The 26,232-nt window shown below is 67.3% G+C and carries 22 protein-coding genes and 1 pseudogene; 13 read left to right on the plus strand and 10 right to left on the minus strand.

What is annotated here, in order from left to right; all coding sequences use genetic code 11:
- Positions 1 to 128 precede the first annotated feature (128 nt).
- Both D7V88_RS18175 and D7V88_RS18180 read left to right on the plus strand, forming a co-directional pair.
- Positions 129 to 428 carry a hypothetical protein gene (locus D7V88_RS18175; RefSeq protein WP_120541910.1) on the plus strand — a complete coding sequence of 100 codons (300 nt, stop codon included), beginning with the start codon at positions 129 to 131 and terminating at the stop codon, positions 426 to 428.
- Between the two features lie 13 nt (positions 429 to 441).
- Positions 442 to 1,263, plus strand: coding sequence for a ferritin family protein (locus tag D7V88_RS18180; protein ID WP_120541911.1), 822 nt, complete (start codon positions 442 to 444; stop codon positions 1,261 to 1,263).
- A 1-nt stretch (position 1,264) separates the two neighbouring features.
- Here D7V88_RS18180 and D7V88_RS18185 read toward each other — a convergent pair whose 3' ends face one another.
- Positions 1,265 to 1,726, minus strand: coding sequence for a cupin domain-containing protein (locus D7V88_RS18185; RefSeq protein WP_120541912.1), 462 nt, complete (start codon positions 1,724 to 1,726; stop codon positions 1,265 to 1,267).
- Positions 1,727 to 1,809: 83 nt separating this feature from the next.
- On the opposite strand from D7V88_RS18185, the gene pdxR reads away from it, so the two are divergent.
- Positions 1,810 to 3,246, plus strand: coding sequence for a MocR-like pyridoxine biosynthesis transcription factor PdxR (gene pdxR, locus D7V88_RS18190; protein WP_120541913.1), 1,437 nt, complete (start codon positions 1,810 to 1,812; stop codon positions 3,244 to 3,246).
- Positions 3,247 to 3,421: 175 nt separating this feature from the next.
- Positions 3,422 to 4,168, plus strand: a complete 747-nt coding sequence (locus tag D7V88_RS45655) for a putative quinol monooxygenase (RefSeq protein WP_244238226.1) — start codon at positions 3,422 to 3,424, stop codon at positions 4,166 to 4,168.
- 69 nt (positions 4,169 to 4,237) lie between these two features.
- On the opposite strand, the gene D7V88_RS18205 is transcribed toward D7V88_RS45655, so the two are convergent.
- Positions 4,238 to 5,128: a LysR family transcriptional regulator gene (locus D7V88_RS18205; RefSeq protein ID WP_120541930.1), complete on the minus strand. Its 891-nt coding sequence runs from the start codon at positions 5,126 to 5,128 to the stop codon at positions 4,238 to 4,240.
- 120 nt (positions 5,129 to 5,248) lie between these two features.
- On the opposite strand from D7V88_RS18205, the gene D7V88_RS18210 reads away from it, so the two are divergent.
- Positions 5,249 to 6,061, plus strand: coding sequence for a DUF4328 domain-containing protein (locus D7V88_RS18210; protein ID WP_120541914.1), 813 nt, complete (start codon positions 5,249 to 5,251; stop codon positions 6,059 to 6,061).
- Positions 6,062 to 6,097: 36 nt separating this feature from the next.
- On the opposite strand, the gene D7V88_RS18215 is transcribed toward D7V88_RS18210, so the two are convergent.
- The 3 genes from D7V88_RS18215 to D7V88_RS18225 all read right to left on the minus strand — a co-directional run bounded on the left by D7V88_RS18215 (position 6,098) and on the right by D7V88_RS18225 (position 8,253).
- Complete coding sequence (locus D7V88_RS18215; RefSeq protein WP_120541915.1) at positions 6,098 to 6,556, minus strand: nuclear transport factor 2 family protein; 459 nt, start codon at positions 6,554 to 6,556, stop codon at positions 6,098 to 6,100.
- Between the two features lie 81 nt (positions 6,557 to 6,637).
- Positions 6,638 to 7,663, minus strand: a complete 1,026-nt coding sequence (locus D7V88_RS18220; RefSeq protein WP_120541916.1) for an NADP-dependent oxidoreductase — start codon at positions 7,661 to 7,663, stop codon at positions 6,638 to 6,640.
- Positions 7,660 to 8,253 (minus strand): DUF2239 family protein, encoded by a 594-nt coding sequence (locus D7V88_RS18225; RefSeq protein WP_120541917.1) that lies wholly within the window; start codon positions 8,251 to 8,253, stop codon positions 7,660 to 7,662. The genes D7V88_RS18220 and D7V88_RS18225 overlap by 4 nt, the downstream gene beginning before the upstream one ends.
- A 928-nt stretch (positions 8,254 to 9,181) precedes the next feature.
- On the opposite strand from D7V88_RS18225, the gene D7V88_RS18230 reads away from it, so the two are divergent.
- From D7V88_RS18230 to D7V88_RS18250, 4 genes are read left to right on the plus strand one after another with little or no spacing between them, the layout of a single operon-like run.
- Positions 9,182 to 11,533 (plus strand): DEAD/DEAH box helicase, encoded by a 2,352-nt coding sequence (locus D7V88_RS18230; protein WP_244238227.1) that lies wholly within the window; start codon positions 9,182 to 9,184, stop codon positions 11,531 to 11,533.
- Between the two features lie 3 nt (positions 11,534 to 11,536).
- Positions 11,537 to 13,558 carry a coiled-coil domain-containing protein gene (locus D7V88_RS44455; protein WP_244238228.1) on the plus strand — a complete coding sequence of 674 codons (2,022 nt, stop codon included), beginning with the start codon at positions 11,537 to 11,539 and terminating at the stop codon, positions 13,556 to 13,558.
- Positions 13,555 to 14,289, plus strand: coding sequence for a hypothetical protein (locus tag D7V88_RS18245; RefSeq protein WP_120541919.1), 735 nt, complete (start codon positions 13,555 to 13,557; stop codon positions 14,287 to 14,289). The genes D7V88_RS44455 and D7V88_RS18245 overlap by 4 nt, the downstream gene beginning before the upstream one ends.
- An 8-nt stretch (positions 14,290 to 14,297) precedes the next feature.
- Positions 14,298 to 15,707, plus strand: coding sequence for an EH signature domain-containing protein (locus D7V88_RS18250; protein ID WP_120541920.1), 1,410 nt, complete (start codon positions 14,298 to 14,300; stop codon positions 15,705 to 15,707).
- 3 nt (positions 15,708 to 15,710) lie between these two features.
- Here D7V88_RS18250 and D7V88_RS18255 read toward each other — a convergent pair whose 3' ends face one another.
- Together D7V88_RS18255 and D7V88_RS43065 are read right to left on the minus strand one after the other, a co-directional pair.
- The gene (locus D7V88_RS18255; protein ID WP_244238229.1) at positions 15,711 to 16,541 is read right to left on the minus strand and encodes a hypothetical protein; all 831 of its coding nucleotides are present in this window, start codon (positions 16,539 to 16,541) and stop codon (positions 15,711 to 15,713) included.
- Positions 16,542 to 16,725: 184 nt separating this feature from the next.
- The gene (locus D7V88_RS43065) at positions 16,726 to 17,754 is read right to left on the minus strand and encodes a hypothetical protein (RefSeq protein ID WP_158625103.1); all 1,029 of its coding nucleotides are present in this window, start codon (positions 17,752 to 17,754) and stop codon (positions 16,726 to 16,728) included.
- A gap of 116 nt (positions 17,755 to 17,870) precedes the next feature.
- Between D7V88_RS43065 and D7V88_RS18265 the strand changes: the two genes are divergently transcribed.
- Together D7V88_RS18265 and D7V88_RS18270 are read left to right on the plus strand one after the other, a co-directional pair.
- Positions 17,871 to 19,013 carry a linalool dehydratase/isomerase domain-containing protein gene (locus tag D7V88_RS18265; protein ID WP_120541923.1) on the plus strand — a complete coding sequence of 381 codons (1,143 nt, stop codon included), beginning with the start codon at positions 17,871 to 17,873 and terminating at the stop codon, positions 19,011 to 19,013.
- Positions 19,010 to 19,255, plus strand: a complete 246-nt coding sequence (locus tag D7V88_RS18270) for a hypothetical protein (protein ID WP_120541924.1) — start codon at positions 19,010 to 19,012, stop codon at positions 19,253 to 19,255. Before D7V88_RS18265 ends, D7V88_RS18270 begins: the two co-directional genes overlap by 4 nt.
- Positions 19,256 to 19,270: 15 nt before the next feature.
- Here D7V88_RS18270 and D7V88_RS18275 read toward each other — a convergent pair whose 3' ends face one another.
- Complete coding sequence (locus D7V88_RS18275; protein ID WP_120541932.1) at positions 19,271 to 20,563, minus strand: metal-dependent hydrolase family protein; 1,293 nt, start codon at positions 20,561 to 20,563, stop codon at positions 19,271 to 19,273.
- A 314-nt stretch (positions 20,564 to 20,877) separates the two neighbouring features.
- Between D7V88_RS18275 and D7V88_RS18285 the strand changes: the two genes are divergently transcribed.
- Both D7V88_RS18285 and D7V88_RS18290 read left to right on the plus strand, forming a co-directional pair.
- Positions 20,878 to 21,777, plus strand: a complete 900-nt coding sequence (locus D7V88_RS18285) for a DUF2381 family protein (protein ID WP_120541926.1) — start codon at positions 20,878 to 20,880, stop codon at positions 21,775 to 21,777.
- Entirely contained in the window at positions 21,774 to 23,693 is a 1,920-nt protein-coding gene (locus D7V88_RS18290) for a serine/threonine-protein kinase (protein WP_120541927.1), read from the plus strand. The genes D7V88_RS18285 and D7V88_RS18290 overlap by 4 nt, the downstream gene beginning before the upstream one ends.
- Before the next feature lie 125 nt (positions 23,694 to 23,818).
- Here the strand turns inward: D7V88_RS18290 and D7V88_RS18295 are convergent, their stop codons facing one another.
- On the minus strand, positions 23,819 to 25,762 hold the full coding sequence (locus D7V88_RS18295; protein ID WP_120541928.1) for an FG-GAP-like repeat-containing protein: 1,944 nt from the start codon (positions 25,760 to 25,762) through the stop codon (positions 23,819 to 23,821).
- A gap of 148 nt (positions 25,763 to 25,910) precedes the next feature.
- Positions 25,911 to 26,232: pseudogene (locus D7V88_RS18300) on the minus strand (cell wall anchor protein); the annotation flags it as partial.

Raw genomic sequence — 26,232 nt, forward strand, 5'->3', positions numbered from 1 at the left:
GAGGGGTGGGCCTGGGGGGCATCGTCGCGTGTCCTTTCAGGATTGTGGGCCTGCGTGGAATGACACGTCACGGGGGCTTCGGGTAGCATTCTCCGCGAGCTGTCGGGCCGGCGAAGCGCGAGTGAGCCATGAGCGATTCCCCCCGGAAGCAGGATGCGTCGTCACCTCCCACCACCCCGTCCGAGCCCGCCGCGCCGGAGCGACGCCGCAGGGGCCGGAGGCTCCTGGCCGCCTCCGCCGCCGGTGCGGCCCTCGCGGTCTCCGGGTGCGAGCCTTTCATGACCACCAACCCGGCGCCCTGCATCTACGACAGCGGCTTCTATGACTGGGACTGCGACCCGAGCAACGGCGTGGATGGGGAACCCCGGCCGGACGCCGACGCGGGCACGGATGCCGGGACGGACGGCGGGACCCTGGTGGATCCGTAGGACGGTGTGAGCCATGGCCTCCGAACTCTTCGAAATCGACCTGACGGACGGTCCCGCGCTGACCCTGCATGAGCGGGCCACGGGGGACCTCGCGCAGCGCTATCCCTGGGCGTCGATGGACCCGTCCTGCTACCCGCTGCTGCTGGTGGAGCGGGCCCGGCACTCCTGGACCCTGCGCGCCCTCAACGAGTTCGGGAGCGCCACGGTCATGGGGCAGCTCGTGCAGGTGCTGGGCGAGGCGCGCGTCCCGCTGGACCTGTGGAGCCTGGCGGCGCGCTTCCCCTCCGAGGAGATCCACCACGTGGAGCTGTGCGCGCGGATGGCCATGTGTCTGGGGGGAGGCACCCAGTTGTCGTACGACCCGGCGGCCTTCGCCGTGGCCTTCGACCCGTCCCTCACCTTCCTCCAGCGCGCCAGCGAGCTCATCGTCCAGGTGTGCTGCGTGGGGGAGACGCTCTCCTTCGCGCTGCTGTCGGGCTGCCTGCGCGCGACGTCGCATCCCCTGACGCGCGCCGTGCTCACGACGCTCGTCCAGGAGGAGGCGCTGCACGGGCGGCTGGGGTTCCTGTATCTGGATTGGATTGCCCCGGAGCTGGGGTCCGCGGAGAAGGAGCGGCTGGGGCGCGTCGCCCGGCGAACGCTGGATGCCCAGGCGCCGCTCTGGGAGAAGCTTCGCAGCTCCACGAAGGAGGGTGTCACCCGCGAGGGCTTCCTCCTGGAGCACGTGAACGCGCTGGGCTGGATGGAGTCCCAGGACTACATCGCGGTGACCCACGAGACCGTGGAGGCGCAGGTGAAGGCGCCGCTCCTGCGCCACGGCATCCGCGTTCCCTGAGTCATTCCTCGACGGTGGCGAGGAACGCGGCACCGGTCGCCTCGCACCAGCGGCGGTAGGTCTCCAGCCGGTCCGCGGACGTCACCCGTCCAAGCACTTCACCCTCCGGGCCCAGGTATTCAATGGCGCCTCGCACGTTGATGAGCAGGACCACGGGCTCGTCACCGACGACCTGCCAACTGTCGACGTTGCCGGGCGGCTCGTAGACGTAGGTGCCCGGGCCAATCACCTCGCCGGTGTCGAGGAGCTGGCGGCGGCCCGCGACGTTGAAGCCGTGCGCCTCGCCGGTGTGGCGGTGCCGGGGGATGCGGGTGCCGGGCTCCAGCCGGAAGAGGTACATCCAGCCACTGCCGTCCCGGAAGAAGCGGAGCGGCTTGAAGGAGAGCCCGGGAGGCCCCATCGGCGTCCACTGCATGCGGTCGGAGTCGATGGGGTGTGACGCGAAGTCCATGGATGGGTTCATGACGGCAGGGTGCCTTGTTCCTGGACCCGTGACAGGGCCAGGAATGATGAATCCCATTGGGCCAATCCGTGGGAGCATTCCGCATGGACTTCCACGTCGACCTCCAGGACCGCAGGGACCTGTCCGGGACCATCTACCGGGAGCTGCGCGCGGCCATCCTCGACGGGCGCCTGCGCAGAGGGGAGCGCTTGCCGCCCACCCGAGAGCTGGCGCTGCGCCTGGACGTGTCCCGCAACACCGTGAGCCTGGCGTACGAATGGCTCACCGCCGAAGGGCTCCTGGAGGCGCGCACGCGGGCGGGCAGCTTCGTGCAGGGCGAGCCCCTTCCCCGGGAGGCCCGGAAGGGACAGGCCTCGCGCGTGCGGCTGCGGGCCCGGGCCTTCTGGCGCGAGCAGCCGGATCCACCCGAGCGACGGCCTCCGACGGGCCATGGCTTCGACGTCGGGGTGCCGGATGCCCGGCACTTTCCCTTCGATATGTGGCGGCGGCTGGTGGCGCGCCAGCTCCGTGCCGCCGCGCTGCCCGGGGGGTATGCGGAGGCGGTGGGGCATCGCGGGTTGCGCGAAGCGGTGGTCCGGCACGTCGGCGTCGCGCGAGGGGTCCATGCGGACGTGGAGGACGTCCTCATCACGAATGGCGCGCAGCAGGCCATCGACCTGGTGGGCCGGGTGCTCATCGAACCGGGAGACTGTGTCGCGGTGGAGGAGCCGGGCTATCCCCCCGCGCGACAGGTGTTCCACTCCCTGGGGGCGCGCGTGGTGCCCGTTCCCGTCGACGCGGAGGGGCTCGACGTGCGGGCGCTGCCGGACTCCGCGCGGCTCGTCTATGTCACGCCCTCGCACCAGTTCCCGCTGGGCATGCCCCTGTCTCCCGCGAGGCGCGGCGCGCTCCTGGAGTGGGCCAGGCAACGCGACGCGGTGATTGTCGAGGACGACTACGACAGCGAGTTCCGCTTCGGAGGCCGGCCCCTGGAGACGTTGCACGGCCTGGACCGCTCCGGTCGCGTCCTCTACGTCGGCTCGTTCTCGAAGGTGCTGCTGCCGGGGCTGCGGATGGGATTCCTCATCGCGCCTCCTTCACTCCAGCGGGAGCTGCGCCTGGCCCGGCGCGTGATGGACTGGCACGGCCCGTTCGCCGAACAGGCGGCCCTCGCGCGCTTCATCGACGGAGGCATGTTCGCGCGGCACATCCGGAAGCTGCGGCGCGAATACGCGGAGCGACATGCGCGCGTCGAGGAAGGGCTGGCGCGGCACTGCGCGGACTGGCTGGAGGTCGTGCCGTCGCTCGCGGGCCTGCACCTGTGCGCGACGTTCCGGCGGGGCGGCTTGAAGCTGGAGCGGGAGACGGTGGCGCGGGCCCGGGCGGCGGATGTCGGACTCGTCACGCTCTCGCGCTACTACGCCGGTCCCCGCGCCCGGCCCGGGCTGGTGCTGGGCTATGGCGCGCTGCCGACCGCGCGCATCCCGGAGGCCACGCGGCGTCTGGGGGCGTGCCTGGCCAAGGCCGCGGGCGGGAACTGAGCGGGAGGTTGCCTGCCGCCTCCGGCCGTCATCCCGAAGGCTTTCGTGCATAGGTGATGACTATCGATCCATTGGCGCCAGGGCTCTCACGGTGGCCGGAAGCGAGGTCTATACGTGTCCACGTCGCGGTGACGCCCCGGCGCACCCCGACACCCCCTGGGCCCTGGAGCCTTCAATGAATGCCTTCCTGACGCCGTACCGCATGACCTTGCTCGCGCTGACCACCTCGCTGATGGGGCTGGGCTGCGCGTCTTCCAACAAGAGCACGACGGGTGAATCCATGACGACGACGACGCAATCGCAGAAGGCGGAGAACGTGCACGTGGGCCTGCTGGTGCGCCTGGAGGCGAAGCCGGGCAAGGAGGGTGACGTGCAGAAGTTCCTGGAGGGAGGCCTGCCCCTGGTCCACGAGGAGCCGGCGACGGCGCAGTGGTTCGCGCTGCGCTTCGGTCCGTCCTCCTTCGGCATCTTCGACACCTTCGCTGACGACGCGGGCCGCAAGGCGCACCTGGGCGGCAAGGTGGCCGCGGCCCTGATGGCGCAGGCGCCGGAGCTCCTGTCGACGCCGCCGTCCATCCAGCAGGTGGACTTGCTGGCCGTGAAGGCTCCGGGCACTCCGGAGATGACCGACCAGAAGGCGCTGGTCGTCATCCTGGAGGCGAAGCCGGGCAAGGAGGGCGACGTGCAGAAGTTCCTGGAGGGAGGCCTGCCCATCGTGCGCGACGAGCCGGCCACCCTGCACTGGTACGCGATTCGCCTGGCGCCCACCACGTTCGGCATCGTGGACACGTTCCCCGACGACGCGGGCCGTCAGGCGCACCTGGGCGGCAAGGTGGCCGCGGCCCTGATGGCGCAGGCGCCGGAGCTGCTCGCGAAGCCGCCGGTCATCGAGCAGGTGGACGTGCTCGCCGTGAAGCGCTGAGCGTCAGCCGACTTTGAGGAATCCGGGCGCGGGGTGCACCTCCTGGGGTGGCTCGCGCCCGTCTTCATTTCAGGTGCCCGGACGCGGGCGGCCCGCGCTCTCCAGCAGGGTGCGCCAGAAGAGTTTCGCGACCGGCGGCGTGGTGCGGTCCCCGGAGCGCAGCAGGGACACGGTGCGCTGGAGCGACGGTTCGACGAGGGGCCGCGCGGTGGCGGCGCCGGGCAGCAGCGAGTGTTCAGGCATGAAGGCGAAGCCGACGCCCGCGGCGACCAGGCTCTGCACCCACTCCTCGCGCTCGGTGCGATAGGTGGCGTACAGCGCCACCTTGCGAGAGGTGCACAGCGCCCCGACCTCTTCGCGCATCTCGCAGGAGAGCCGGTCGATGTAGGGCTCGTCGGACAGCTCCGCCAGCCGCACGGTGTCCTGCGCGGCCAGGCGATGGCCGGGGGGAAGCACGACGAGGTAGCGCTCGTCGTAGAGCGGGGTGACGACGCACCAGTCGGGCGTGGGTGCGGCGGCGTGGGTGATGACGAGGTCCACCTCCGCTTCCTCCAGGTGTCGCAGCACCTTGTCGCGCGTGCCGACCTGGAGCTCCACCTCCACCCCGGGCGCCACGGCGCGAAACGCCGCCAGATAGCCGGACAGGCGCGCGGGACCGATGGTGCACAGCACCCCGACGCGCAGGGGCACCTGTTTCAGCCGGCGGTGGTTCTCCGCGATGAGCGCCACGCTCCGGCTCTCGTCGTCGATGCGCTGGAGCCGGGGCAACACCAGCCGGCCCAGGGGCGTGAGCTTCGCGCCACCCCGGTCGCGCAGCAGCAGCGGCCCGCCCAGCTCCGCCTCCAGCTTCTTGATGGCGGCGGTCAGCGTGGGTTGTGACACGTGGCAGCGCTCCGCCGCGCGGGTGAAGCTGTGCGCCTCCGACACCGCCAGGAAGTAACGGACCTGATGCATCTCCATGCGGGGCAGGCTCGCCCGTCGCCGGTGGGGAGGCAACCCGCGCGGACTCCAGGACGCGCCCTGCCAGGACCCGGGGTGGATTGACGAAGGATTGCCAAAGGTGGCCAGATTCCTCTCCACATGCTCAATGCCGTCGAGGGGGAAGTCGAATCCCAGCCCATGTGTCCGAGCCATCCCGCCCGGGAGGCGGTGCGGACGTGTGAGCGCTGTGGGAGGTATGTCTGTTCCTGGTGCGAGCGCGAAGGCGGTCAGTGCCGGGAGTGCTCGCGGCAGGCCGCGCTGGCGGTGCCGGATTCCCGCGTCCGGGCGCGGCGTGCGACCTGGGCGCTGGGCATCTCCGCCGCCATCACCGCGCTGTCGCTTCCCCTGGGACTCTGGGTCGTCTTCGGCCCCGAGGGGGGCGTGGACCTGGACGCGATGCGGGTCCTGTATGCCCGGCTGGGCATCGTGAGCGGGGTGATGGACATCGCCGCGCAGGTCTTCTTCTTGATGTGGCTGCACCGGGTGGTGCGTCAGCTCAAGGCCTGGGGCCAGGACATCGGGACCAGTCCGGCCTGGGCGGTCGCCTTCTGGTTCATTCCCTTCGCCAGCCTCGTGAAGCCCTATCAGATCGTCAAGGCCATCGCGGAGCAGGTAGGGGGCACCTTCCTGGCCGCCAGCCTGCCGTTGTCCCTCTGGTGGGGCACGAACATCCTGGCCCGGCTGCTCAACCGGATGGAGCAACAGACGTTCGACAAGGCGGGGACGATCGAGGGGGCGCCGGCCTCCGCCGGTTATGCCATTGGCCTTGGCACGACGCTGTGCTCCGTCGTCACGGTGGTCTGCTGCATCCAGATCCTCCGGGTCATCCAGGAGCAGCTCGACCGGCGCCGCGCGGGGATGGAAGCTCCGTACACTCCCCTCACGGAGGAGGACGCGCCCGTCGCGGAGTGAGTCAGGCGGGGCGCGCGGGCTTCGCGCCGAAGAGGCTCACGGGGTGGGAGCCGGCTTGGGCATCCGGGTCACGTGGCTGGCGGCGAGCTTCCACTGGCCTTCGCGGTGGACCCAGGTGTCGGTGAATTGGAAGTCGCCTTCGAAGCGCGTCTTGCCGGAGTGGCCCTTGAGGGTGGTGATGCCGGTGACGATGGCGGCGTCGCCGTACAGGCGGATCTTCTGGTGATGGTTGCGGAAGACCTCGTAGACGGGATCCTTCTTCACCACCTCCGCGAGGTTCTGCTCCAGGTTCGTCACCGTGCCCTGCGAGTCCGTGAGCGTGAAGCGCGCATCCAGGCTCTTGCGCAGGGTGTCGGCATCGCCGGTCTCGAAGGCACGGCAGAGGGCGGCTTCGACCTTGAGCAGGTCGCGCTCGTCCTGCGCGGGGTCACGAGCCGCCGTGGTGGCGCCCGCGGCGACGGCGAGGACGGCGGTCAGCGTGGTCTGGAGGTTCATTCGTGGCTCCCGGCGGAGGTGGAGGATCCGGGAGGACAGAAGCACATCCTCCCGGCGGTCGTCCAAGCGCAGCCCCGGTGCTCAGTCCGGTGCGGCGACGCGCACCAGTTGCTTGCCCAGGTTGTGGCCTTCGAACAGGCCCCGCAGGGCTGTGGGCGCCTGCTCCAGTCCCTCGGCGAGGGTTTCAGCGCAGACGAGCTGCCCCTGGTCGGACCAGGTGGACAGCTCGCGGAAGGCCTCGGGGAAGTGCGCGATGTGATCGAGGAAGATGAAGCCTTCCATCCGCGCCCGCTGGAAGGCGAGCTGCATGTAGTTGCGGGGCGCGACGCCGTAGCTATCGTCCTTGTAGCCCGAGGCGATGGAGCCGCTGAGCACCACCCGTGCACCGCGCGCGAGGTGGTCCAACGCGGCCTCCAGCACCGGGCCGCCCACATTGTCGAAGACGACGTTCACGCCCTGGGGCGCCAGCTCCCGGAGCCGCGCTCGCATGTCCTCTGACTTGTAGTCGATGCACGCGTTGAACCGGGCGACCCGGGTGACCCAGTCCACCTTGCGAGGTCCGCCCGCGATGCCGATGACGCGGCAGCCCCGGAGCCGGGCCACCTGTCCCGCGATGGAGCCGACGCTGCCCGCGGCGCCGGAGACCAGGACCGTTTCGCCCGCCGCCGCACGGCCGATGTCGGTGACGCCAATCCAGGCGGTCAGTCCGCTCGCGCCGTAGAGGTTCAGCATCGCCTTGGGGTCGATGCCGTCCGGCACCTTGTTGAAGCCGAAGAGGCCCGCGTCTCCGGTCAACACGTAGTCCTGCCAGCCCGTCAGTCCCGCGACGTGGTCGCCCACCGCGAGCCGCTCCGTCCGGGAGACGATGACCTGTCCGACGCCCGCGCCTCGCATCACCTCTCCGAGCGCGACGGGTTGGGTGTACGTCTCGTGTTCGTTGAGCCACGTGCGTTGAGTGGGTTCAATGGCCAGCCAGAGGACGCGGACGAGCGCTTCACCGGGCCCTGGCGTGGGCACCGGCCTTTCGCGCAATTCGAAGCAGCGAGCGGAGACCTCATCCCGGGGACGGGCCCGCAACACCCACTGGCGATTGACGGGGGAACTCACGGCGCATCCCTGACGAACGCGGGGGCCGCGAGGCGGCGCGCGCAGTCGCGGATGTCATCTGGCCATGCGCGGGTCCACTTGTTGAAGCGGGTGCGGTCGCCGGCATAGAGAGCGCGCGCCGCTTCCTCGTAGCCCGGGGCATTGCCAGCCATCATGGTCATGAATCGGTCCGCGGCGGCCTGGGCCTGACGGACGCGGTCGGCGTCGCCGTGCGTCGCGCGAGCGGCCTCCACCAGCTTGCGCAGCGCCACGGAGGCGCCGCCCGGCTGGGTGGCCAGCCACTCCCAATGCCGAGGCAGCAGCGTCACCTCGCGGGCCACCACGCCCAGCTTCGGACGTCCGGGGCCTCGGGGCTCGGAGCCTTCCTCTGTCGGCGCTGGCGCCGACTGGAGGCGGGCGAGCACCTCCTTGAGGGAGCCGCGCAGGTGGAAGTCGACTGGACGGCCCGTGGCGTCATCGAACAGCAGGAGCGGTTCAGAGTCGCCCGCGTCGAGCGCGTGGCGGGCCGCAGTGACGACCTCGGCCGGTGGACCGGAGGCAAGCAGGCGCTGTCCCGCGAAGGCGGTCCAGCGGGCGGAAGGCGAAGACATGGCGAGATATTACCCGGGTATTAATGGGTGTAAATTTTACCCGGGTAATATCTGATGGGACTCAGGCCCGTCCCGCGCGGGTCGGGTGATTACGGGAGGGGAGGGCAGCGTTCAGCAGAAGGCGTCCACAGTCCCAGTAGGGCTAATGGTCCGCTCAGTGTTGCGCTCCTGATCTCGGGCCTGGTTCCTTTGCGACCCCTTCTGCTGAGGTAGGACGGAAATTCCTTCCTCAATACTTGATTTGCTATGAAAATTTGAATTGCTGGTTAGTTGGATGGGTAGGTTTGGGGCCCTACGGCAATCCACAGTGGTGAACGAGGGTTGGCGGAGCATGGGAAGCGAGCCTTCTGGCCTGGGCTTTCAAACCCTGGGGCAATCTGGAATGCTTGTCAGTCTCGACTGAAGGCTCCCTGCCAGGCCCGTGAACTCAAGCCCTCACGCCTCGTCCTCTCGCTGGTCCGTTGAGTCAGACCAGCTGTGCATCTCCCTGCTCCATCTGACCCCTGACCTCGCTTCTCGCGTCCGCCTCCGACGGGACGAGTGGACGTCAAAGGGCTGGTACGACGTCCAGAAGATTCGCTTTTCAAGGGAGCAATGGGCCTCGCTCGGACGCCCTATTGACAAAGGCGCAGACGAAGAAGAACGCGACTGTCTTCGGGAGGAATGGGCCTCGCTGCAGCATCTGCTCATGGACCTGCTCGGGATCGAGCGGCAGGACATTCGCTGCGACGTAGTAGGCGTTCCGGGCGGATCCCGGACGCAGTACAAGGTACGAATCGATGATGAGCCGCTCCCGGTGGCATGGGAGGTTCTCCCCTGGGATGTAACTACCAGAGATGGAAGGGCCCTCCCTCTGTCTCCAACAGCGGCATGGGCTTGTTCCGAGGCGCGCACCGCGACCCATGCTTCGCCACAGGATCAACTGTCGGTGCTGGCGCGACTTCGCAGCTTGTTGGACGACGCATCCCAGTTGATGGGAGGTCGTATCCACTTCACTCCTTCAGGCTTCCTCAAGACCTTCGAGCCTCAGGTCGTGAGTCGGGTGGGACTGCGGTGGGAGTCAGAGCCGGACGCCGAAGACGTTGTCTCCTTACGCTCGTATGCCGTTCTCAAGGATGGCGCGCAGGCTCCATTACCCCTGTCCTCGATCCGTTCAGGGGGAATTGCAGGCAGCGACAGTCGTCGACCCCTCTTGCTTCCTGAGGGGGCGGAAGAGGTGCTTGAAAAGGTTCGTCCGTTGCAACGTCGTCTTGTCGGCGATGTGGCGAAGGAGATGGAAGACCCCACGCTCCTTGTTCCCGAAGGTCGGGACATTGACTCCATCCTGGATCTTTCGCAGTACTCGCAGCGAGTCGCGGGGTTCGAACTCCTCCGTGGGAGACAGCCAGGGGCGGGAAGAGAAGCAAGCGGTCTCATCTGGATTGATCCCCCAACGGACCCCGGTGCTTTTGGGCTGACGATTCATGTCGGGCAGGGTGACGGGTCGGAACCGCTCCGCATCCAATTGCGGTCGCGCGAGGAGTCGATGGATCTCCTGACGCGAAACGATGCTGCGCTGAAGCAGGCACCCACCAGCGCCCTAACCGTTGGAGGGCATCGAATCCTTCCCAGTGAAGCCCTGGGGCGCCAGCTCCGCACGGCGCTCAAACTGTCGGAGCAGCTTCCCGAGGGTGATGAGTCCGGCGTGGCGCTGGAGGCAGGGCCGCGTTCCAAAGGGAGGGAGGCTGCAATTGTTCTCGAGTTGGGGGCAACGAAGGAGGGTTCGGGAAGGACTCCGCAGAGTTTGAATCCAGTGCCGTGGGGCCTTCTACGAACCGCCTTCTGCCCAGGTGTCACGCTCAAGCCCCATCAGCAGGAGGGGCTTGCATGGCTGTGGCGCCACGCGCAGACCCATTCTCCGGGGGTTCTGCTCGCGGATGACATGGGGCTCGGAAAGACGCTGCAAGTCGCCTGCTTCCTGACCCTCCGTTTGCTTGGCGGCGGTGGCGGTCTACGTCCGCAACTGGTGGTCTGTCCCACGATCCTGCTCGACAACTGGAGGCAGGAACTCGCACGCTTCTTCCAGGAGCACGTTTGGGAGAAGCCCTTCATTCTCCATGGCGCGGACCTCAGCGCCGTCAAGCGTGGTGATGGACTCAATACCGAGTTCCTCTCGCGGCAGCGGTTGATCCTCACCAACTACGAAACGCTCGGGGCCTATCAGCGCTCCTTGTTGAAGGTGGACTTTGACGTCGTCGTTTTCGACGAGGCGCACAACCTCAAGAATCCGGACACGTTGCGCTCCCGTGCAGCCCGTGCGCTCAAGCGGTCCTTCGCGATCGCCCTGACGGGCACCCCGGTCGAGAACGAGTTGTTCGACGTCTGGGCCGTCTATGACGCGATCCAGAGCCGAGAGCCACGTGTCTTTGGTGCGCGGTCCTCCTTTCGCGCTGATCACTCCGGGGACCAAGGCGGCGCGAGCCTTCGACTCCGGCTGGGATACCCCTCGGATGAATGCACGCTTCTTCGGCGTGAAAAGGCGCAGGCTCTCAAGGACCTCCCTCCGAAAATCTATCAAAGCAATGCCGTGGAGATGACGGCCCTCCAGGAGGAGCAGGAGCGGCTCATTGCCCAGCAGGCGCCGAAGCGAGGCGCGTTTTGGTCACTGGCCGCGCTGCAGAAGCTCTACCAGCATCCCGCCCTGCTTTCGGACTCAAGAGGGATGTCGGTCGAGACCGCTCTCCGAGAGAGCCCGAAGACCCGGCTCTGTCTGGAGCTGCTGGCAAAGGTGGAGAGCCAGGGCCATGGTGAACGATCGGAGAAGGCGCTGGTGTTCGTCCTTTCTCGTGCCATGCAGGAACTCTTGGCGCGCCTCATCGAAGAGAAGTTTCGGTTGGACAGCGTCCCCATCATCAATGGAGAGCCAGAGAACCGCCGGACGGCGCTGGCATCCATCGACGCCTTTTCGAAGGCGAAGGGGTTCCAGGTTCTTCTCTTGAGTCCCCTGGCGGCAGGCGCCGGCCTCAACATCGTTGCCGCGAACCATGTCATCCATTACGGGCGCTGGTGGAATCCCGCGAAGGAAGACCAGGCCACGGACCGTGCTCACCGCATCGGTCAGGTGCGCCCCGTTCACGTTTATTATCCGCTTCTTCACCGTCAGGGACGGCCGGAGGCGGGATTTGACCTGCGGCTTCACGAACTCGTTGAGCGCAAGCGTTCGCTGGCTCGCGACTTCCTGTCACCTGATCCGGATGATGCGCAGCAGTACGCAGGGTTTTTTCAAGAGGGGGAATGCTGAGCCATGTCCGTCATGTCGATATTGCAGGACGTCACCGTACCGCAAACCCTCGGAATCATCGCGGTGCTGGTGGCCTCTTCGGTTGGCCTCGTCGTATGGCGCTGGCACAGGCTGGTAGGCGCCATTCAGGCGGTGGAAGGCAACCTGGACGAACTCCTCGCAGGACGGCGACAGGAACCAGATTCCAGGACTGAGGGGCGCGCACTTTGGCGAGCCGTTCGCGAACAGCTTGTTTTCCCTCCCGGAAAGCAGGCGGTTCCAGGACTGATCCTCATGCGGTCGTCACCATCGCGTGAACTTCGCGAAACCACTCGAGCGTTGTTTCGTCACTCCTGGGGCCATGGACTTGGAAGGAACCTCACGGGAATTGCTCTGGTGATGACCTTCGGGCTGCTGGGGATCGTGCTGGTTGGACCCGTTCAGCAGGCCCTGACAAGTACGGGACTGGGAGCGAATTCGCAGGCGGATCTGCTCTCCCAGGCCATCGGCAAGATGGGCGCCAAGTTCTTCGTTTCCGCTGCGGGACTTGTTGGTTCATTCCTCTTCCAGGCGATTGCCTCATCCATTGAGCGAAGCCTGCTGGGCCGGCTGGACGTGATGCGGGTGAGCTTCGAGCGCACCACCCAGACGCTGGATGCGCACGAGATCGCACTGGCTTCCGCAAGCAAGGTCGCGTTGGGCGAACTCAAAGGCGAAATCGCCCAGACCCGCCGGGAGCTTTCGGATCGACTCGAACACCTGGAGAGCGTTGAGGTGTCCATCCAGGACATCGGAGTGGAGGTCAAGACCCACTTCGGAACGATGATGAAGGAGCAGGTCGGCGACGTCATCACCCGGCAGCTTTCGGCGGTCGAGAAGGCCGTGAGGGATATCGCTGCGGACCTGCAGCGCTCCATCGCTTCGGGGTTCACATTGGCGCTCCAGCAGGAAATGGCGACGGTTCGCGAGCATCTGGATGCTATCCAGAAGGCGGTTGCTGGGAGGCAGGAGCACGACCTCGGACGCATTCTTGAGCAGCTCCGGGATACGGTGTCGGGCGGCTTCCATTCTCAGTCCCAAGACATGGCGCAGCAAATGGCCGGACTCATTGATGTCCTTCCGAGACTGGAGAAGCAGTTCGAGGCGATGACCCAGACCCTGGGCAACAACGCACGGCAATGGGGCAGCGAGAACCATCGCGCCATCGAGACCCTGGGCGAGAAGGTGTCCGAACTCGTGGGAAGCTTCGATCGGGTTCGGGATGACATGGAAAAGGCCGTCTCCCAGGTGCTTCGCGGTGCGACGATGGCCTCACATGAACTGGGGCAGCAGAACCAGCAGGTGCTCAGCCAACTGGAGAGCAGTGTTTCCGGCATCGTGAGCAGCTTCAAAGAGGTTCTCGATGGAATGAGGGAAAGCTCCAAGCAGATGGTTGGAGCTGCTGCCCAGGTCACCCACCGCGTCCAAGAAAGTACGGTGCAACAGTCGGGAGCGTTGAACCATCAGGTCGAGAGCCTGCGCCATATTGCGATGGAGGGTATGGACGGCTTCCAGGCTCAGTCCAAGGAGTTCGCCAAGGTCATGGGCGAAACCCAGGAAGGACTGCGGAGCGTGACGAAGCAGATGGGGGAGGCCGCAGAGAAACTGGTGGCGGCGACTCGGGGCGCCGGCGAGACCCACAACAAGGCAAGCGGTGTCTCGACGAAGATGGAGGAGGTCGCCCAACGGCTGATCGAAACCGCCACTGTCTTCCACAAGCTTACCCAGGAGCGGGCGGGCGTGATCAAGCAGGAGGAGACACTTCTCAATGCTCAGCGGCAGGCCCTTGCTCAAGTGACTCCAGTGCTGAGCGGATTGACGCGCACCTATGAAGAGTCCGTCAGCCGGCAGGCCCAGGTCCTGAGCAGTCAGTGGACCGAAGTCATGCGTAGGCTTGACTCCGTGGTGGACAGGACCTCTGGCGAACTTGTTCAGGGCGTGGACGATCTGACCGAGACGGTACAGCAGCTCAAGGAGGCCTTGCGCCAACAGGTGAGGAAATCGTGAGCTCCTCGGGGGAGAGCAGTGACCGGTCCCTCGCGGACTTGATGGCGGGAGTCGCGGTCGTATTCCTTTTGCTAGCAGTCATCTTCATCCTTGAGGCGCGAAAGCAGAAGGAAGAGGCCATCCGCGAAAAGGAGGTGGCTATCGGGAAGGTGGACTCGCAGAAAGATGGCGTTCAAGCCTCACTCTTCTCGTTGAGAGATGATCTTGTAACGCTGGATGCCGAACTTGATGGGGGGTTCATTGCGCTGAGCGGGCTGGACGGTGGCGTGAACGCGCTGGAAATCGAGTTCAAGAATCTCCAATTCGGTCTCGGGCAATGCCGCACTCCCGCTGCATACGTCGAGCAGTTCGAGCGGGGCGCTGTTCCCCTCATCCATCGTGTTTGCGAGGCGGTGGATGCGATGCGCGATGCGGGGGCAGAGCCTTCGATCATTCTTGAAGGGCACACGGATGATCGACCGTTTCTCGGGACCAGTGGGGAATGCGGTGTCCGCTACGGGGTCTCCCAGTTCAGCTTCGAGAACAATGTTCGCGCCAGCGCGTCACGTGCGCAGGAAGTGTTCTTCACAGTTCGCAGTCAGCTCAAGGATGCGGGGTATGAGAGGGACTGCCTGGATGCGAACTTCGTGGTTTCAGGGCGTGGGCAGACGGCTCCTCGTCCTGGTACGGCCGGCAACGAACCTTCCAACCGAAGGCTCGTGATTCGCGTCCGCGGCGATCTGAGGCTGTAGGAGGCACCATGGGATTGGACTCCTGGCTGGATGAAGTGCGAGCGCGACAGAAGACCTTCTTGGCGGGGCTAAGCGTCTTTCACCAGCAAATCGAGAATGGAGTGGCTCAGCTTGCTGTGCGTGTGGAGGAAGCCCAGTCGCGGTCGGACGATCGCGAGCCCGAGCGATTGCAGCGGACGCGGCAGACACTCAACGTGGAGGCCGTGCTCAAGAAGCTGGACTCGCGAGACCTCTCAAGTCTCTCCCGCCGGGAGAAACGCGCCGTTCCAGCGTTGTGGCGTGAGGTTGGGTTGGATCGCATGGACTGGTTTCTCTCGAGGAGCCCAGAGAGCTTGCCTCGTCTGGTCCGACAGCGCCTCCGGGATTGGAGTCCGTTCGAGGAAAAGCCTCAGCAAGGCGCGTGGGCGCGGCTGGCGGGCAAGTGCCCCGTGGATGCAGGTTCATTGCGGTGGGGGCTGCCCATGTCCATCGAGAGCGCCCTTGGGCAAGAGGGACCTCGAATCCTGGCGAAGCATTGGCTCAACCGACCTCTCCAAGAGGTGGTCGAAATGCTCAGGAACCTGGGTCTCAAGCCGGGGGTGAACTACACGGGGCACGTCGTGGCCGAGCACCTGCGCCGGAGACTCCAGGGACGACAAGACGTCTCGGAGGGCTTGAAGTTTCTTGTGGACGACCGAGTCGGACGGGCTTGGATGCCGCACAACAACATGGACGAAGTTGCAGCGACAGCTCCGTTAGAGGCGCGCGTGGCGGTGATCGCTGCTTCGCTGGAGTGTTGGGCGCGAGGTCAGGCCGAAGCAGGAGTTCGGGGGCGTCTGGAGGAGCGTCTCATTGCCAAGGACAGCGTTTTCGGGGATCCGCGCCTTACGGAGTTGACGCGTGCGTGGAAAATGGTCCGAAGCCTTAATGAAGCCGCTTTCGATGAATTTCTTACTGCGCTCATTCAGCAGGATTTGGAGTTCTTTTTCGAGCGAGCAATGCACGAGCAGGACCGCCGACGGTTCTGGTTGCGTTACCTCGGTTCCATTCGAAAGACTACCTGCTGGCTCGATTCAGCGACATACGACGGCTTGCGCAGGAATTTGGCGACCTTGCCCTTGGAACAGCAGGCTGCATTTCGAAGGGCGAAACGGCTCTCCGGTAGTGGAGATGTGAGCGCATTCTGCCTTTCGTTCAGTAGTTATTCGGCGGTGGAATTTTCAAAGACAGGCAATGCGACGTTCGTCTACCAGCGAGAAGGGCTGGACAATGTGCTTCGGGCTCAGGTTATCGAGCATCACGAGGAACTCAAGGACAGGTCCGCTGATTTTTACGTTGATCGACTGACTCACAATGGAGGGTGGCAACTTCGCTTCGAGCAGTTCCTCTTGGAACTGGGCATAGAGAAGGACCGTCCTGGGCGGCGAACTGGAAGTTGAGCCTTAATGAGAAAGATGGGACGCGCGTCGCCGCCAGAGCCGGAGCGTCGTCAGGAGGCCCAGGGCCGTGAGGCTTCCGCCGGTCTGGGAGCAGCCTTCACTGGAAGAAGGCGGGCCGGGCTCCTCCGGTTCCGGATCCACCGGCTGCTGGGCGCACGTCAATTCGAAGTCCACGTGCAGCGGGGGCAGCGTGAGGTTGGCGTGCTCCAGCGTTCCCTGGAGCGTGGCCCGGTGGCGGCCGGGCGCGAGGCCGGTGTTCGGGACCTGGGGTTGGAGCTGTTCGCAGACGGTGTAGAGGAAGAACAGCCTGCGGTTGTACTCATACAGGCGGGTGTCGAAGTTCTCTGTACCCTTCGTGGTCACCCCGCCGTGCTTCGCATAGGACCAGGGTGCTCCGTCCACCTGCACGGTCCAGCTCACCCACGGCAGGAAGGGCACCAGCTCCGGTGACGGCGTGAAGCTCAGGCTGGTGGAGTCGCCTTCCTGCTGCGTGTTTCCACAGTTCGAATCCCCGTAGACGACGAAGGTTCCCCGGCGCGGTGCCTCCGCCGTCAGGCTTCCCAACGTCGTGGGCAGTGGCAGGGCCGCGCCCGCGGTGAAGGTCGTCTCCGCGGTCTGGTTCCCCTGGAAGGTGCAGACGCCCGTCGCCTCCAGGCGATACTCCGTCCCCTCCACCAGCGGTGCCTCCGGGACCAGGACCTGGGTCGAGTGGGCGCCCGCCGTGACCGTCGCGGACACCGGCGTCCCATCCTTCAGGAGCAGCCGGACGGTGGCGGGATCCACGCTCTCCAGCAACGGCGGGACGACCACCAGCCCTGGAAGGTTCGTGGGCACGCTCCCGCTGTCCGGTGGGAGCGGGAAGCGGACCCCTCGCATGCAGTTGGGCGCGACGCAGGCTTGCGCTGAAGGAGGGAGGACGACTCCCATTCCCAGGAGGAACGTCCCCACCGTGACCGATTTCCAGGCGTGTCCGAGCATGCCTCATCAGACACCCGAGCCCGGCGGAATGGGACAATGCTCAGGTCCGGCGCGTGCGGGAGCGGTATCGCCAGAACTGGAGGGTGGTGAGGAGCCCCACCGCCGTGAGGCCCCCGCCTGCCTGGGAGCAGCCCTCCTCTTTGGGAGCAGGGTCGGCAGGGTCGGTGGGCTCGACAGGGTCGGCGGGCTCGACAGGGTCGGTGGGCTCGACAGGGTCGGGGAGCTCGCCAGGGTCGGGGGGCTCCGGGCACGTCTGCGTGAAGGAGACCTCCATCGGTGGGAGGGCGATCCCCGAGTGTTCAAGCACTGGTTGCAGCGTGGCCACATGCACTCCGGGCGCGAGGCCCGGGTCGCTGGGGCGCTCGACGGCCGCCGAGTCTTCACAGACCGTGAAGAGGCGCAGCAGGTCGCGCGTGAAGATGAGCCGGTTCGCGACGGTGAAGTCGCCCGTGGGGCCCACGGCGCCATGTTCCGCCTGGGCCCAGGGCTGGCCATCCACCTTCAGCGTCCAATGCACCCACGGAAGAAAGGGTACCAGCTCCGGCGAGGGGGTGAAGCCCAGCACCCGCGTGCTGCCTTCCACCTCCACCGAGCACATCGCACCGCCGTAGACCTGCAGGGGCCTGTGCTGTTCAGTCCCGGCCTCCAGGACACCTGAAACACCCGGCAGCGGCAGCGCCGGTCCCACGCTAAAGGTCGCGGCCTCGGTCTGGGTCTCGTGGGTGCAGGGGCTGGCGACCTCCAGACGATAGGTGTTTCCGGGGACGAGCGGTTCGGTGGGCACCAGGGCCGCGCTTCCGAGGGCGCCGGAGGTGACCGTCGCCTCCACGGGAGTACCCTCCGCCGTGAGCAGCCGGACGCTTCCGATGTCCAATGTCCTGCGGAAGAGGTGCACGGCCACCAGGGCGGGCACGTTCGCGGGCACGTCCCCGGTCGCGGAGCGTGCAACGCGGACATCCTTTCCCTGGCAGACGGGGCCGCCGCACGCCTCCGCCGAAGGGGGCAGGACTCCGCCCAGCCCCCACACGAACATCCCCACTCCCAGTGACTTCCAGCCCGATGTCTTCATGGAGGTTGAGACACCCGGGGCCGGCGGGTTGGGACATGGCGACCGTTCGCCCCCCGGGCGCGACCGCTGGGCCCAGGGGAGCACACCCCGGCGGTCCGGGGACCGACACTCCGAGCATGCGACGCGGACTCTTCCTGGCGGTAGCGGTGGCGGTGTGGCTCCCCATGCTCCATTGGTTCTTTTCGCCCGGTGACCTGTCGGAGCTCGCGGGAGCGCTGGCTTCACGCCAGCGCGTGTTCTCACTCCAGGAAGAGAGCGTGGAGCGGGACGTGCTCCACCGCACCAATCCGGAGTGGGACCTGATGGTGCGCACCTTCTGCGTGCTCTCGTTCGCGAACCTCGCGCTGTCGGAGCCCGCGCGGAAGGCGGAGCACCTGGCCGTCGTGGATGCGTGGATTGCCCGGACGCTGCGCGACGAACGTCGTGCCCACGAGGCCTTCTTCTTGCCCTACGTGAACGGGGCTCCCTTCCGCGACCCGGCGGGGCGCAGCCTCTTCGTGGATGGGGAGCTGGCGTTGATGCTCGCGGCCCGCCAACTGGTGGAGCCCCGCGCGGACTACGCGCCGCTGCTGCGCGAGCGCGTGGACCTCATCACCGACCAACTGGAACGCGCGCCCGTGCTTTCGGGGGAGAGCTATCCCGACGAGGGCTGGACCTTCTGCAACACGGTGGCGCTCGCGGCGTTGCGCCTCTCGGACACCGTGGATGGGCGCGACCACGGCCCGCTGCTGCGCCGGTGGGTGGTGTCCGCTCGCGAGCACCTGATGGATGCGAAGCAGGGCCTGCTCGTGTCGAGCTTCACCTACGAGGGCGTGACCAAGGACGGGCCGGAGGGCTCCACGCTGTGGCTCGCGGCGCACATGCTCCAGGTGGTGGACGCGGACTTCGCTCGCGAGCAGTACCAGCGGGCCCGTCAGGCGTTGATGGGACAGGCGCTCGGGTTCGCGTGGGCGGCGGAGTGGCCGGTGGACGGGGAGGCGGTCCAGGACATCGACTCAGGGCCGACGATTCCATGGGTGAATGCCAATGCGGGCTCCAGTGGGCTGGCGCTCGTGGGGGCGGCGGCGTTCGATGATGAGGCCGTGCTGCACGGCCTCCTCACGAGCCTCCACTTCGCGGCCTTTCCGGTGCGGGATGAGACCGGACTGCGCTTCGCCGCGGGCAACCTGCTCGCGGACGCGGTGCTGCTGTATTCGCTGGTGGAAGGTCCCCTCTGGCGTCTGGCCCTGACGTCGCCTCGCCTGGAGTCACACCGATGATGCGCCATCCCTTCGTGCTCGCTTCGCTGGGCCTCTTCGCTGTCTTTCTGCTGCTGCACCTGACCGGGGGCCGCCAGTACGTGGGCGTGCTGTCCGGCACGGTGGTGGGTGGCTCCTGGGGCGCGGGCTTCGGCCTGCTCTATGTGCTGGCGTGGTTTGGCGCGGTGCTGGCCGCGCCGGTGTTGCTGCTCGCGGGGCTCCTGGACAGCGCGTTTGCCCGCGCGTCACGTGCGAAGCCCTGAGGAGGCGCCTGGGTTTCAGCGCCGGTACAGCGTGCCGCCCTTCATGACGAGCCGCACCTGACGCACGGCGGAGATGTCCTGCGTGGGGTCTCCCTGCACGGCGACGAGGTCCGCGAGCAGGCCGGGCTTCACCTGTCCGAGGCGGTCCTCCCGGTGCAGCATGCGCGCGTTGCCGGAGGTGGCGGCCTGGAGCGCCTGCGCGGGCGTCACGCCCTGGGCCACCAGCAGCTCCAGCTCCCGCGCGTTGTCCCCGTGCGCGAACACACCCGAGTCCCCGCCCATGCACAGGGGTACGCCCGCGGACAGCGCGGCCTTGAGGCTCGCGTTCTTCTTCTTCAGCGACTCCGGCTCCGGATCCACGCCCCGCTTCCAGCCCCGGTACTGGAGCTGCGCGTCGGTCGCCGCGAGGGTGGGGCACAGGAACACGCCCCGCTGCGCCATCAGCTTCCAGACCTCGGGCGTGCCGCCGTCGCCGTGCTCGATGCTCTCCGCGCCGGCCAGCACCGCGCGCCGCATGCCCTCTGGCGTGCTGGCGTGCACCGAGACCGGACGGCCGCCGCTTTTGGCCGTCTCCACGATGAGGCGCATCTCCTCCAGGGAGAAGGTGGGCAGGGCCTCGCCATGGGGGCCCCAGCGGTAGTCGCCGTAGACCTTGATCCAGTCCGCGCCGCGACCCATCTGTCCGCGCACCGCGCGCACCAGTCCGTCCACGCCGTCCGCCTCTTCCGCGCCCTGGGGGACCGCCCATTCGGAAGCGAATCCCTTGGGGCCGTAGCTGCCGGTGGCGACCAATGCGCGTGTGGTGACGATCATGCGCGGACCCGGGATGATGCCCTGGTCGATGGCCTGCTTGAGGCCCACGTCCGCATCGCCCGCGCCCTCGGTGCCCAGGTCCCGCGTGGTGGTGAAGCCCGCGAGCAGCGTGGCCTTCGCGTGGTTCGTGGCCCGCGCCACGCGCAGCGCCAGGGACTCCTTGAGCACCTGGTCGTCCCATGACGCCTCGTTGTACGGGTGCAGGAACAGGTGCGAGTGGCCCTCGATGAGGCCGGGCAGCAACGTGGTCCCGGGCAGGTCGATGACCTCCGTGCCCTCGGGTACCTTCACGCCCTGCGCGGGGCCGGCCGCGACGATGCGCTCACCCGTGACCAACACCGTCCAACCCGTGTGGGGCCTGGGCGTGGTGCCGTCGAAGACGCGCGCCGGACGCAGCAGGTACGAACGGGGAGGCGTGGTCGCGGGCGTCTGGGCGCGGACGGACGCGGAGGCGAGGGCGGCGAACAGGACGGTGGCGAGGAGTGGGGCGCGCATGGCGGAGGACATGGTCAGGCGGTGAGTCATTCAATGCCACACGTGAAAGGCGGGAGTGCTCATTTCTGGGGCTTCTCCAGGTCCTGTGGCGTCACGGAGGGAACCAGGGTGAGTTCGCCAGACGCATCTCTCCAGACCGCGTGCGTCCTCCCCGCGACCCTCATGACAGGGAAGAGGGCGTCGAAATCGAAATCATCGAGAGGGGATGACATGGGCTTGAGGTGTGGGGACTCCGACACGTCACCTGCTTCTGGTAGGGTGTGACTCTGGAGGTTACCAGCGTGTTCGCATCCCGTGAGGTTGTTTTCCAAATCATGTTGCTGGTGCTGAGCACGGCGGCCCTGGCGCAGCCGGGGACCCCGGACAAGCGCGGTCCACCGGGGCGCCGGATCGTGGTCAGGGCCGACGAGGCCGCGACACTGCACCTGCTGCGAGTCGCCCCCGGTGTGGTCACCACCGTCGTGTTCAACGACGACATCGTGCCATCCTCCGTGGACACGAAGGCCCTGGCGCCCCTGTTCGCCCAGGTGAAAGTGTATCCGGGCGTGATGGTGCTGCGCCCCTCCGTGAGCCTACCGGAGTCAGCCCGTCCGCTCGTCACGGCGCGCTTCGTGGGCGAGGACGCACCCCGGCAGGTGGCGTTCATGCTCGTCACCGACCCCAAGGAGGTGGACACCGTCGTGGAGGTTTCCCGTCACGCCCTGTCGGCCGAGGCCCTGGCGGAGGAGCTGACCCTGCTGCGGGGACGGAGTGCCGCCGCCGAGGCGGGATTCGCCACCCTGCGTGCGCAGTGCGCCCAGACGGGATTGGGAGGCGCGGTGCTCACGGGGGCATTGGTACCCCATCCGATGTCGGTCAAGTGGCTCTTCACGGGACTTGTGGATCCAGGGCTGGAGGTCGTGGGAAGCCCGGTGGTCTACAGCCAACTGTCCGCACGGGTGGTGGCCTTCACCTTGAAGAATGCCCCGGACATGCCGCCATGGATGCCCGGCATGGCTCGACTGGCTCGGGTCGGGCAAGGCGGAGCGCCCGGCCGTGTCATCCTGGAAGCACCCGTCAGGATGCTGGAGGCCCGCCTCGCACCCGGAACCAGTGTCCAGGCCGTGGTCGAGTGGAACATGCCGGAAGGCTCAGAGCCGGGCTCCCGCTACGTGTTGGAAGTCCAGAACGAGCAAGGCGACCGCACCGTGCGGTGGGAGGGATTGTCCCTATGAGCAGCGAGTCTCCGGAAGTCGAACGCCCCGGGGCGGAGCTGGGGCGGATCCTGTTGTCCGCGGAATGGCTGCCGCCTGGCACCCGTGTGGATCGCTGGGAAGTGGTGGGGCGGCTGGGAGCGGGAGGCTACGGGACCACCTATTCGGTGCGTCGGGCGGGACGCATGCGCGGGCGGTTGTATGCGTTGAAGCTGTCGCGGCGCCCCGGAGAGCGTTGGTTCGCCAGGGAGGTGGCACTGCTGGCCCGCGTGCGCCACCGGTCCGTGGTGCGGTTGGTGACGCATGGTGCATGGCGGCTGGGACCCGTGGAGCACCCGTATCTGGTGATGGAGTACGTGGACGGAGAATCACTCTACGACTGGGCCCTGGCCCGCAACCCCACGGCTCGTCAGGTCGCGAGGCTGCTGGTACAGGTGCTGGAGGCGCTGGCCGCCGCACACCGTGAAGGGGCGCTGCACCGCGACTTCAAGGGGGACAACGTCCTCGTCGCGGCCGACGGCAAGGTGAAGCTGCTGGATTGGGGCGCGGGTTGGTATGCGGGGGCGCCCTCCCTCACCGCCACCGCCCAACTGCCTCCGGGCAGTCCGCGTTACTACAGCCCCCAGCTCCTCCGGTGGCGGGCGCTGGCGGAGCGTCGGCCTGGGGACATGGAGCCCTACCGTTACGCGATCTCGGATGAGCTGTACGCGGTCGGCGTGACCTTCCATCACCTGCTGACGGATCAATATCCCGCCCTTCAATGGCTCGCGCCCCAGGAGCCTCTGTCGCCTCATGGATTGCATCCCCTGAGGGAACTCAACCCCCGCCTGCCCGGCGTGTTGGAGTCCGTCGTCCTGCGGCTGCTGGCCTTCTTGCCCGAGCATCGCCCCGAGGGCGCGGCCGTCCTGGCTGGTGAAGTGCGCAGGGCGTTGGCGGTGGCTGACACGGCGTGGGATGCGCCGCTGTTCGACTGGCGTGAACGGACCTCCAGTGGTTCGCGCACGACGTTCGAGGCGGCGGAGGCCCGTGGGCCAGTGATGCCTGGGCAGGAGGTCGCCCTGCGGGAGGCCCGGGCGCGGCACGTGGAGGAAGTTCACCGATGGCGCGAGGCCCGGGAGCTGCGTCATCGTGACCCGGAGAAGGTGGCCGCAGCCGAGGCCCGTGCGCTCGCTGCTGTCCGGAGGCGCGGGACTTCGGGGTCTTCGCACTCCCTGATACGGGGCGGGCTGGGCGTGCTGCTGGTAGGAACGCTCGTCGCGGGCCTCACCTTGTGGAAGCTGTGGGAGGGCCCCTCCTCCGTGCGGCCCGACTCGACCCTGGCCCCGGTGAAGACCGTCCAACTAATGGCGCCGAGCGCTCGGCTGGACCAAGCTCGCGCGCCGCTGACGGGCACGCCCCCGCTCAGCCCAACCCAGCAGGAGAAGGAAGATATGAGCATCCGTGCGCCGCGGCAGACAGCCGTTGTCTCTCCAGCGGGGCGCTCCCAGGCGCTCAAGCGTTGCTCCCTGGTGGGCGCGGCCGCACTCGCTGCCTGCGCGGGTTCGCAGGTTCGTCCCGATCCGAGCCGCTGCCCGGACGGCGCCCTGGAGGCCATGCGTGAACTCAACATGGAGAAGGGTGGCGGCGCCGACATCTACACGGACGCCAACCTGCCGGGCGCTGCCTCGAAAGAACTGCTCGTGCGCGAGGGCCCCATTGTCAGCATGCTTATCAAGCGCTTTGGGAAGCTACCCGTGGGGACCCGTCTGCACGGGCGACTCTGGACAGGTGGGCCTCAGGTGACGGGTCGTTACACTCGGGCAGAGCTGCCGGACCGGCGAAGCTATCCGGTGTGCCTCGTCTTCGGGAACATCGATGGCTTTGAATGGGCATCGCCCCATACGCCTGGAGCGGTGACGCACACCGCGGCCTTCACCGTCGTGGACTCCTTCCCGTGAGCGCGAACGCTGGATGACGCGCACCGGAGGGTGGCTTCGCTCGGTCAGCCTTCAGGGCTGGCTGGACGTCCCCTGCCGGCCCGGCGCTGTCCCTCCTCGACAACGCCGGACCTGGGCTCCTCACGTCACGGTTCCAGCGAGCGGAACACCTTGGTGTCCCCGTCGTAGTTGCCCGGGTTCCAGTACACCTTGTCCGCGCCGCCCCGGCCGTCGATGTCCGCGAAGAAGAAGGCGGCGTTCTCCGAACCGCTGTAGCCGGTGTTGTCCATCACCGGGCTGCCCGCGAAGTTCGTGCCGGCGCTCGGGTAGATCTGCATCCGGCCCTGGCGGAACGTGGGGCGCCAGAAGAGCTTGTCCGCCTTGCCATCTCCATCCACGTCCGCGAAGTAGAAGCGCGTCGTGTCCACGCCGCTGGTGCCCGCGTCGTGGGCGAACGCGAAGGCGAAGGCCCCTGCTCCGGTGGACCGGTACACGCGCGTGCGGCCCCCGTCCTGTGCGGGGTTCCACAGCACGCGGTCCGCCTTGCCGTCCCCATCCACGTCCGCGAAGTACACCCGTGTGCCCTCGCTGGTGTTCGCCCCCTCCGTGCTCCGCACCGCCGCGCCAAAGGACGGCGTCGCGCCGCACTTCGCCACGAAGGTCTCGAACGCGCCGCTCCGCTCCTTCGGATTCCAGCGCAGCAGGTCCGCGCACCCATCCCCCGTGACATCCGCGAAGAACAGCCTCGTGGACTCACTCTGGCTGGCGGCCTGGAAGACGGACACGCGGTCGCCAAAACCCCCGTCGCACTTCGACGGGTAGATGCGCACCTCGCCATCCCCCAGCGTCGGCCGCCAGAGGACCTTGTCCGCGCACCCATCTCCGGTGACGTCCGCGAAGAAGAAGCGCGTGGTGGCCACGCCGCTCGTCGCGCCCGCGTTCTTCACCGCCGTCGCGAAGCCCCCGTCGCACTTCGACTTCGCCACCCACGTCTCGCCCTCGCCCACGGTGGAGTTCCACGTGATGCGGTCCGCGCAGCCATCGCCGGTGACGTCCGCGAAGAACAACTGCGTGGACGCGGACGCACCGTTGGGCGTCGGGGAGAAGGTGGAGCCCGCGGCGAAGATGGCCGGGCGGATGGTGGCGAGCACCGGGTAGTGGTCCGATGGCGTGTTGCCGCCGCTCTCCGTCCGGTCGATGCCCGGCGCGGACGACGTGAGCGCGCCCCCGTTGTGGAAGATGTAGTCCAGCCGCGAGTAATTCGTGGACGGCGTGCCGTCCCACGCGTTGTTGAACGTGGCGTCGTCCTCGCCCGTCGTGCCGTCGAAGCGCGCGGTGCGGAACAGCTTCGCCCCCGACTCCAGGTCCTCGATGGTGCTCTCCCCCGGCGTGGACTGTCCCTGCGCGTCCGCGTTGAAGTCGCCCATCGCGATGACCGGCAGGCCACCCGGTTTCGAGGCCAGGAACGCGGCCATCTGCGCCGCTTCCTTGAGCCGCCCCAGCGAACACTCCGCCGCGTAGGCGAAGTGCGTGTTCGCCACGAAGTACACCTGCCCGGAGGTCAGGTCGCGCAGGCCCACCCAGGAGATCTTCTTGCCCTCCGCGTGGCTGAAGCACGTCGCGCTGGCGCTGTAGGGATTGACCAGCGCTTCGTTGCCCTGGCCCACCTCGGGGGCGGTTTCAAAGCGGCTCTTCTTGAAGAAGATGAGCTTCGGACTGCCACCGCCCGGATTGTAGACAGCGTAGGGCTTGTCGGCGCCCGTGAGCCCCGCGATGAGGTCCGCCGGCACGCTGGGCCCACCCGCCGGGGCCTGCGCCTCCTGCACGCCCACGACATCCGCGTTGTTCGCGAGGATGCGCTGGATGACCGCCGCCTTGCGGTTGGGCCACGCACGCACCCCCGTGTCCAGCGGCCCCCGCACGTTGTACGTCATCACCCGGAAGGCCCGGTGGCCCGTCACCGCCGCGGCACGGGCCTCCCCGAGCAACGCACCGCTGGAGGGCGGGTCGGCGCCCTCCTGCGGACCACAGGCACACACCACGGACACCAGCGCGAAGGCGCGCACGAAACCGGTTCGGAAGAATCGCATGACTGCGATTATACGTGCAAAACAAGGAAGAACGACAATTCCGCCGCCGCGCGAAACTTCCGGGATGTCTCACGAAGCACCACGGGCCGCGCCCGGCATGGAGACCGGACGCGGCCCTGGGCCGACGGACGCATGACTGCGATTGCGGCTACTGGCGCACGACGCGCTTGAGCCTGAAGGGCGAGGGCGACTCGCTCATCGTGTAATAGGCCGTGCCGGTGGGGTCGTACTCGATGGCCTCGCCCTGGCCCTCCACGGTGTCCGTCAGGGAGACGGGGGTGGCGGCGAAGGCGGTCTCGAACGCGGCGCCCGGGGCGGCGCGGAACTCATACACCTTGCGGTACGTGCGCAAGAGGAAGCGGTTGGCGCACGGGTGGATGTTGCCGGAGGTGGCCGAGGCGAAGTTGGTGTCCGCGGTGGTGGGCAGTTGGAGGTTGGCCACGAAGACGAGCGTGGAGATGGTGGTGGGG

The sequence above is a fragment of the Corallococcus terminator genome (genome assembly GCF_003611635.1).
Taxonomy (GTDB): Bacteria; Myxococcota; Myxococcia; order Myxococcales; family Myxococcaceae; genus Corallococcus; species Corallococcus terminator.

Bases quoted from the DNA above. Each gene is read 5' to 3' on its own strand.
- D7V88_RS18295 (WP_120541928.1), bottom strand. From the start codon at position 25,762: ATGCGATTCTTCCGAACCGGTTTCGTGCGCGCCTTCGCGCTGGTGTCC.
- D7V88_RS45655 (WP_244238226.1), top strand. From the start codon at position 3,422: ATGAATGCCTTCCTGACGCCGTACCGCATGACCTTGCTCGCGCTGACC.
- D7V88_RS18185 (WP_120541912.1), bottom strand. From the start codon at position 1,726: ATGAACCCATCCATGGACTTCGCGTCACACCCCATCGACTCCGACCGC.
- D7V88_RS18265 (WP_120541923.1), top strand. From the start codon at position 17,871: ATGCGACGCGGACTCTTCCTGGCGGTAGCGGTGGCGGTGTGGCTCCCC.
- D7V88_RS18275 (WP_120541932.1), bottom strand. From the start codon at position 20,563: ATGCGCGCCCCACTCCTCGCCACCGTCCTGTTCGCCGCCCTCGCCTCC.
- D7V88_RS18250 (WP_120541920.1), top strand. From the start codon at position 14,298: ATGGGATTGGACTCCTGGCTGGATGAAGTGCGAGCGCGACAGAAGACC.
- D7V88_RS18285 (WP_120541926.1), top strand. From the start codon at position 20,878: ATGTTGCTGGTGCTGAGCACGGCGGCCCTGGCGCAGCCGGGGACCCCG.
- D7V88_RS18225 (WP_120541917.1), bottom strand. From the start codon at position 8,253: ATGTCTTCGCCTTCCGCCCGCTGGACCGCCTTCGCGGGACAGCGCCTG.
- D7V88_RS18205 (WP_120541930.1), bottom strand. From the start codon at position 5,128: ATGGAGATGCATCAGGTCCGTTACTTCCTGGCGGTGTCGGAGGCGCAC.
- pdxR (WP_120541913.1), top strand. From the start codon at position 1,810: ATGGACTTCCACGTCGACCTCCAGGACCGCAGGGACCTGTCCGGGACC.
- D7V88_RS18215 (WP_120541915.1), bottom strand. From the start codon at position 6,556: ATGAACCTCCAGACCACGCTGACCGCCGTCCTCGCCGTCGCCGCGGGC.
- D7V88_RS18210 (WP_120541914.1), top strand. From the start codon at position 5,249: ATGCTCAATGCCGTCGAGGGGGAAGTCGAATCCCAGCCCATGTGTCCG.
- D7V88_RS18270 (WP_120541924.1), top strand. From the start codon at position 19,010: ATGATGCGCCATCCCTTCGTGCTCGCTTCGCTGGGCCTCTTCGCTGTC.
- D7V88_RS43065 (WP_158625103.1), bottom strand. From the start codon at position 17,754: ATGAAGACATCGGGCTGGAAGTCACTGGGAGTGGGGATGTTCGTGTGG.
- D7V88_RS18175 (WP_120541910.1), top strand. From the start codon at position 129: ATGAGCGATTCCCCCCGGAAGCAGGATGCGTCGTCACCTCCCACCACC.
- D7V88_RS44455 (WP_244238228.1), top strand. From the start codon at position 11,537: ATGTCCGTCATGTCGATATTGCAGGACGTCACCGTACCGCAAACCCTC.
- D7V88_RS18290 (WP_120541927.1), top strand. From the start codon at position 21,774: ATGAGCAGCGAGTCTCCGGAAGTCGAACGCCCCGGGGCGGAGCTGGGG.
- D7V88_RS18180 (WP_120541911.1), top strand. From the start codon at position 442: ATGGCCTCCGAACTCTTCGAAATCGACCTGACGGACGGTCCCGCGCTG.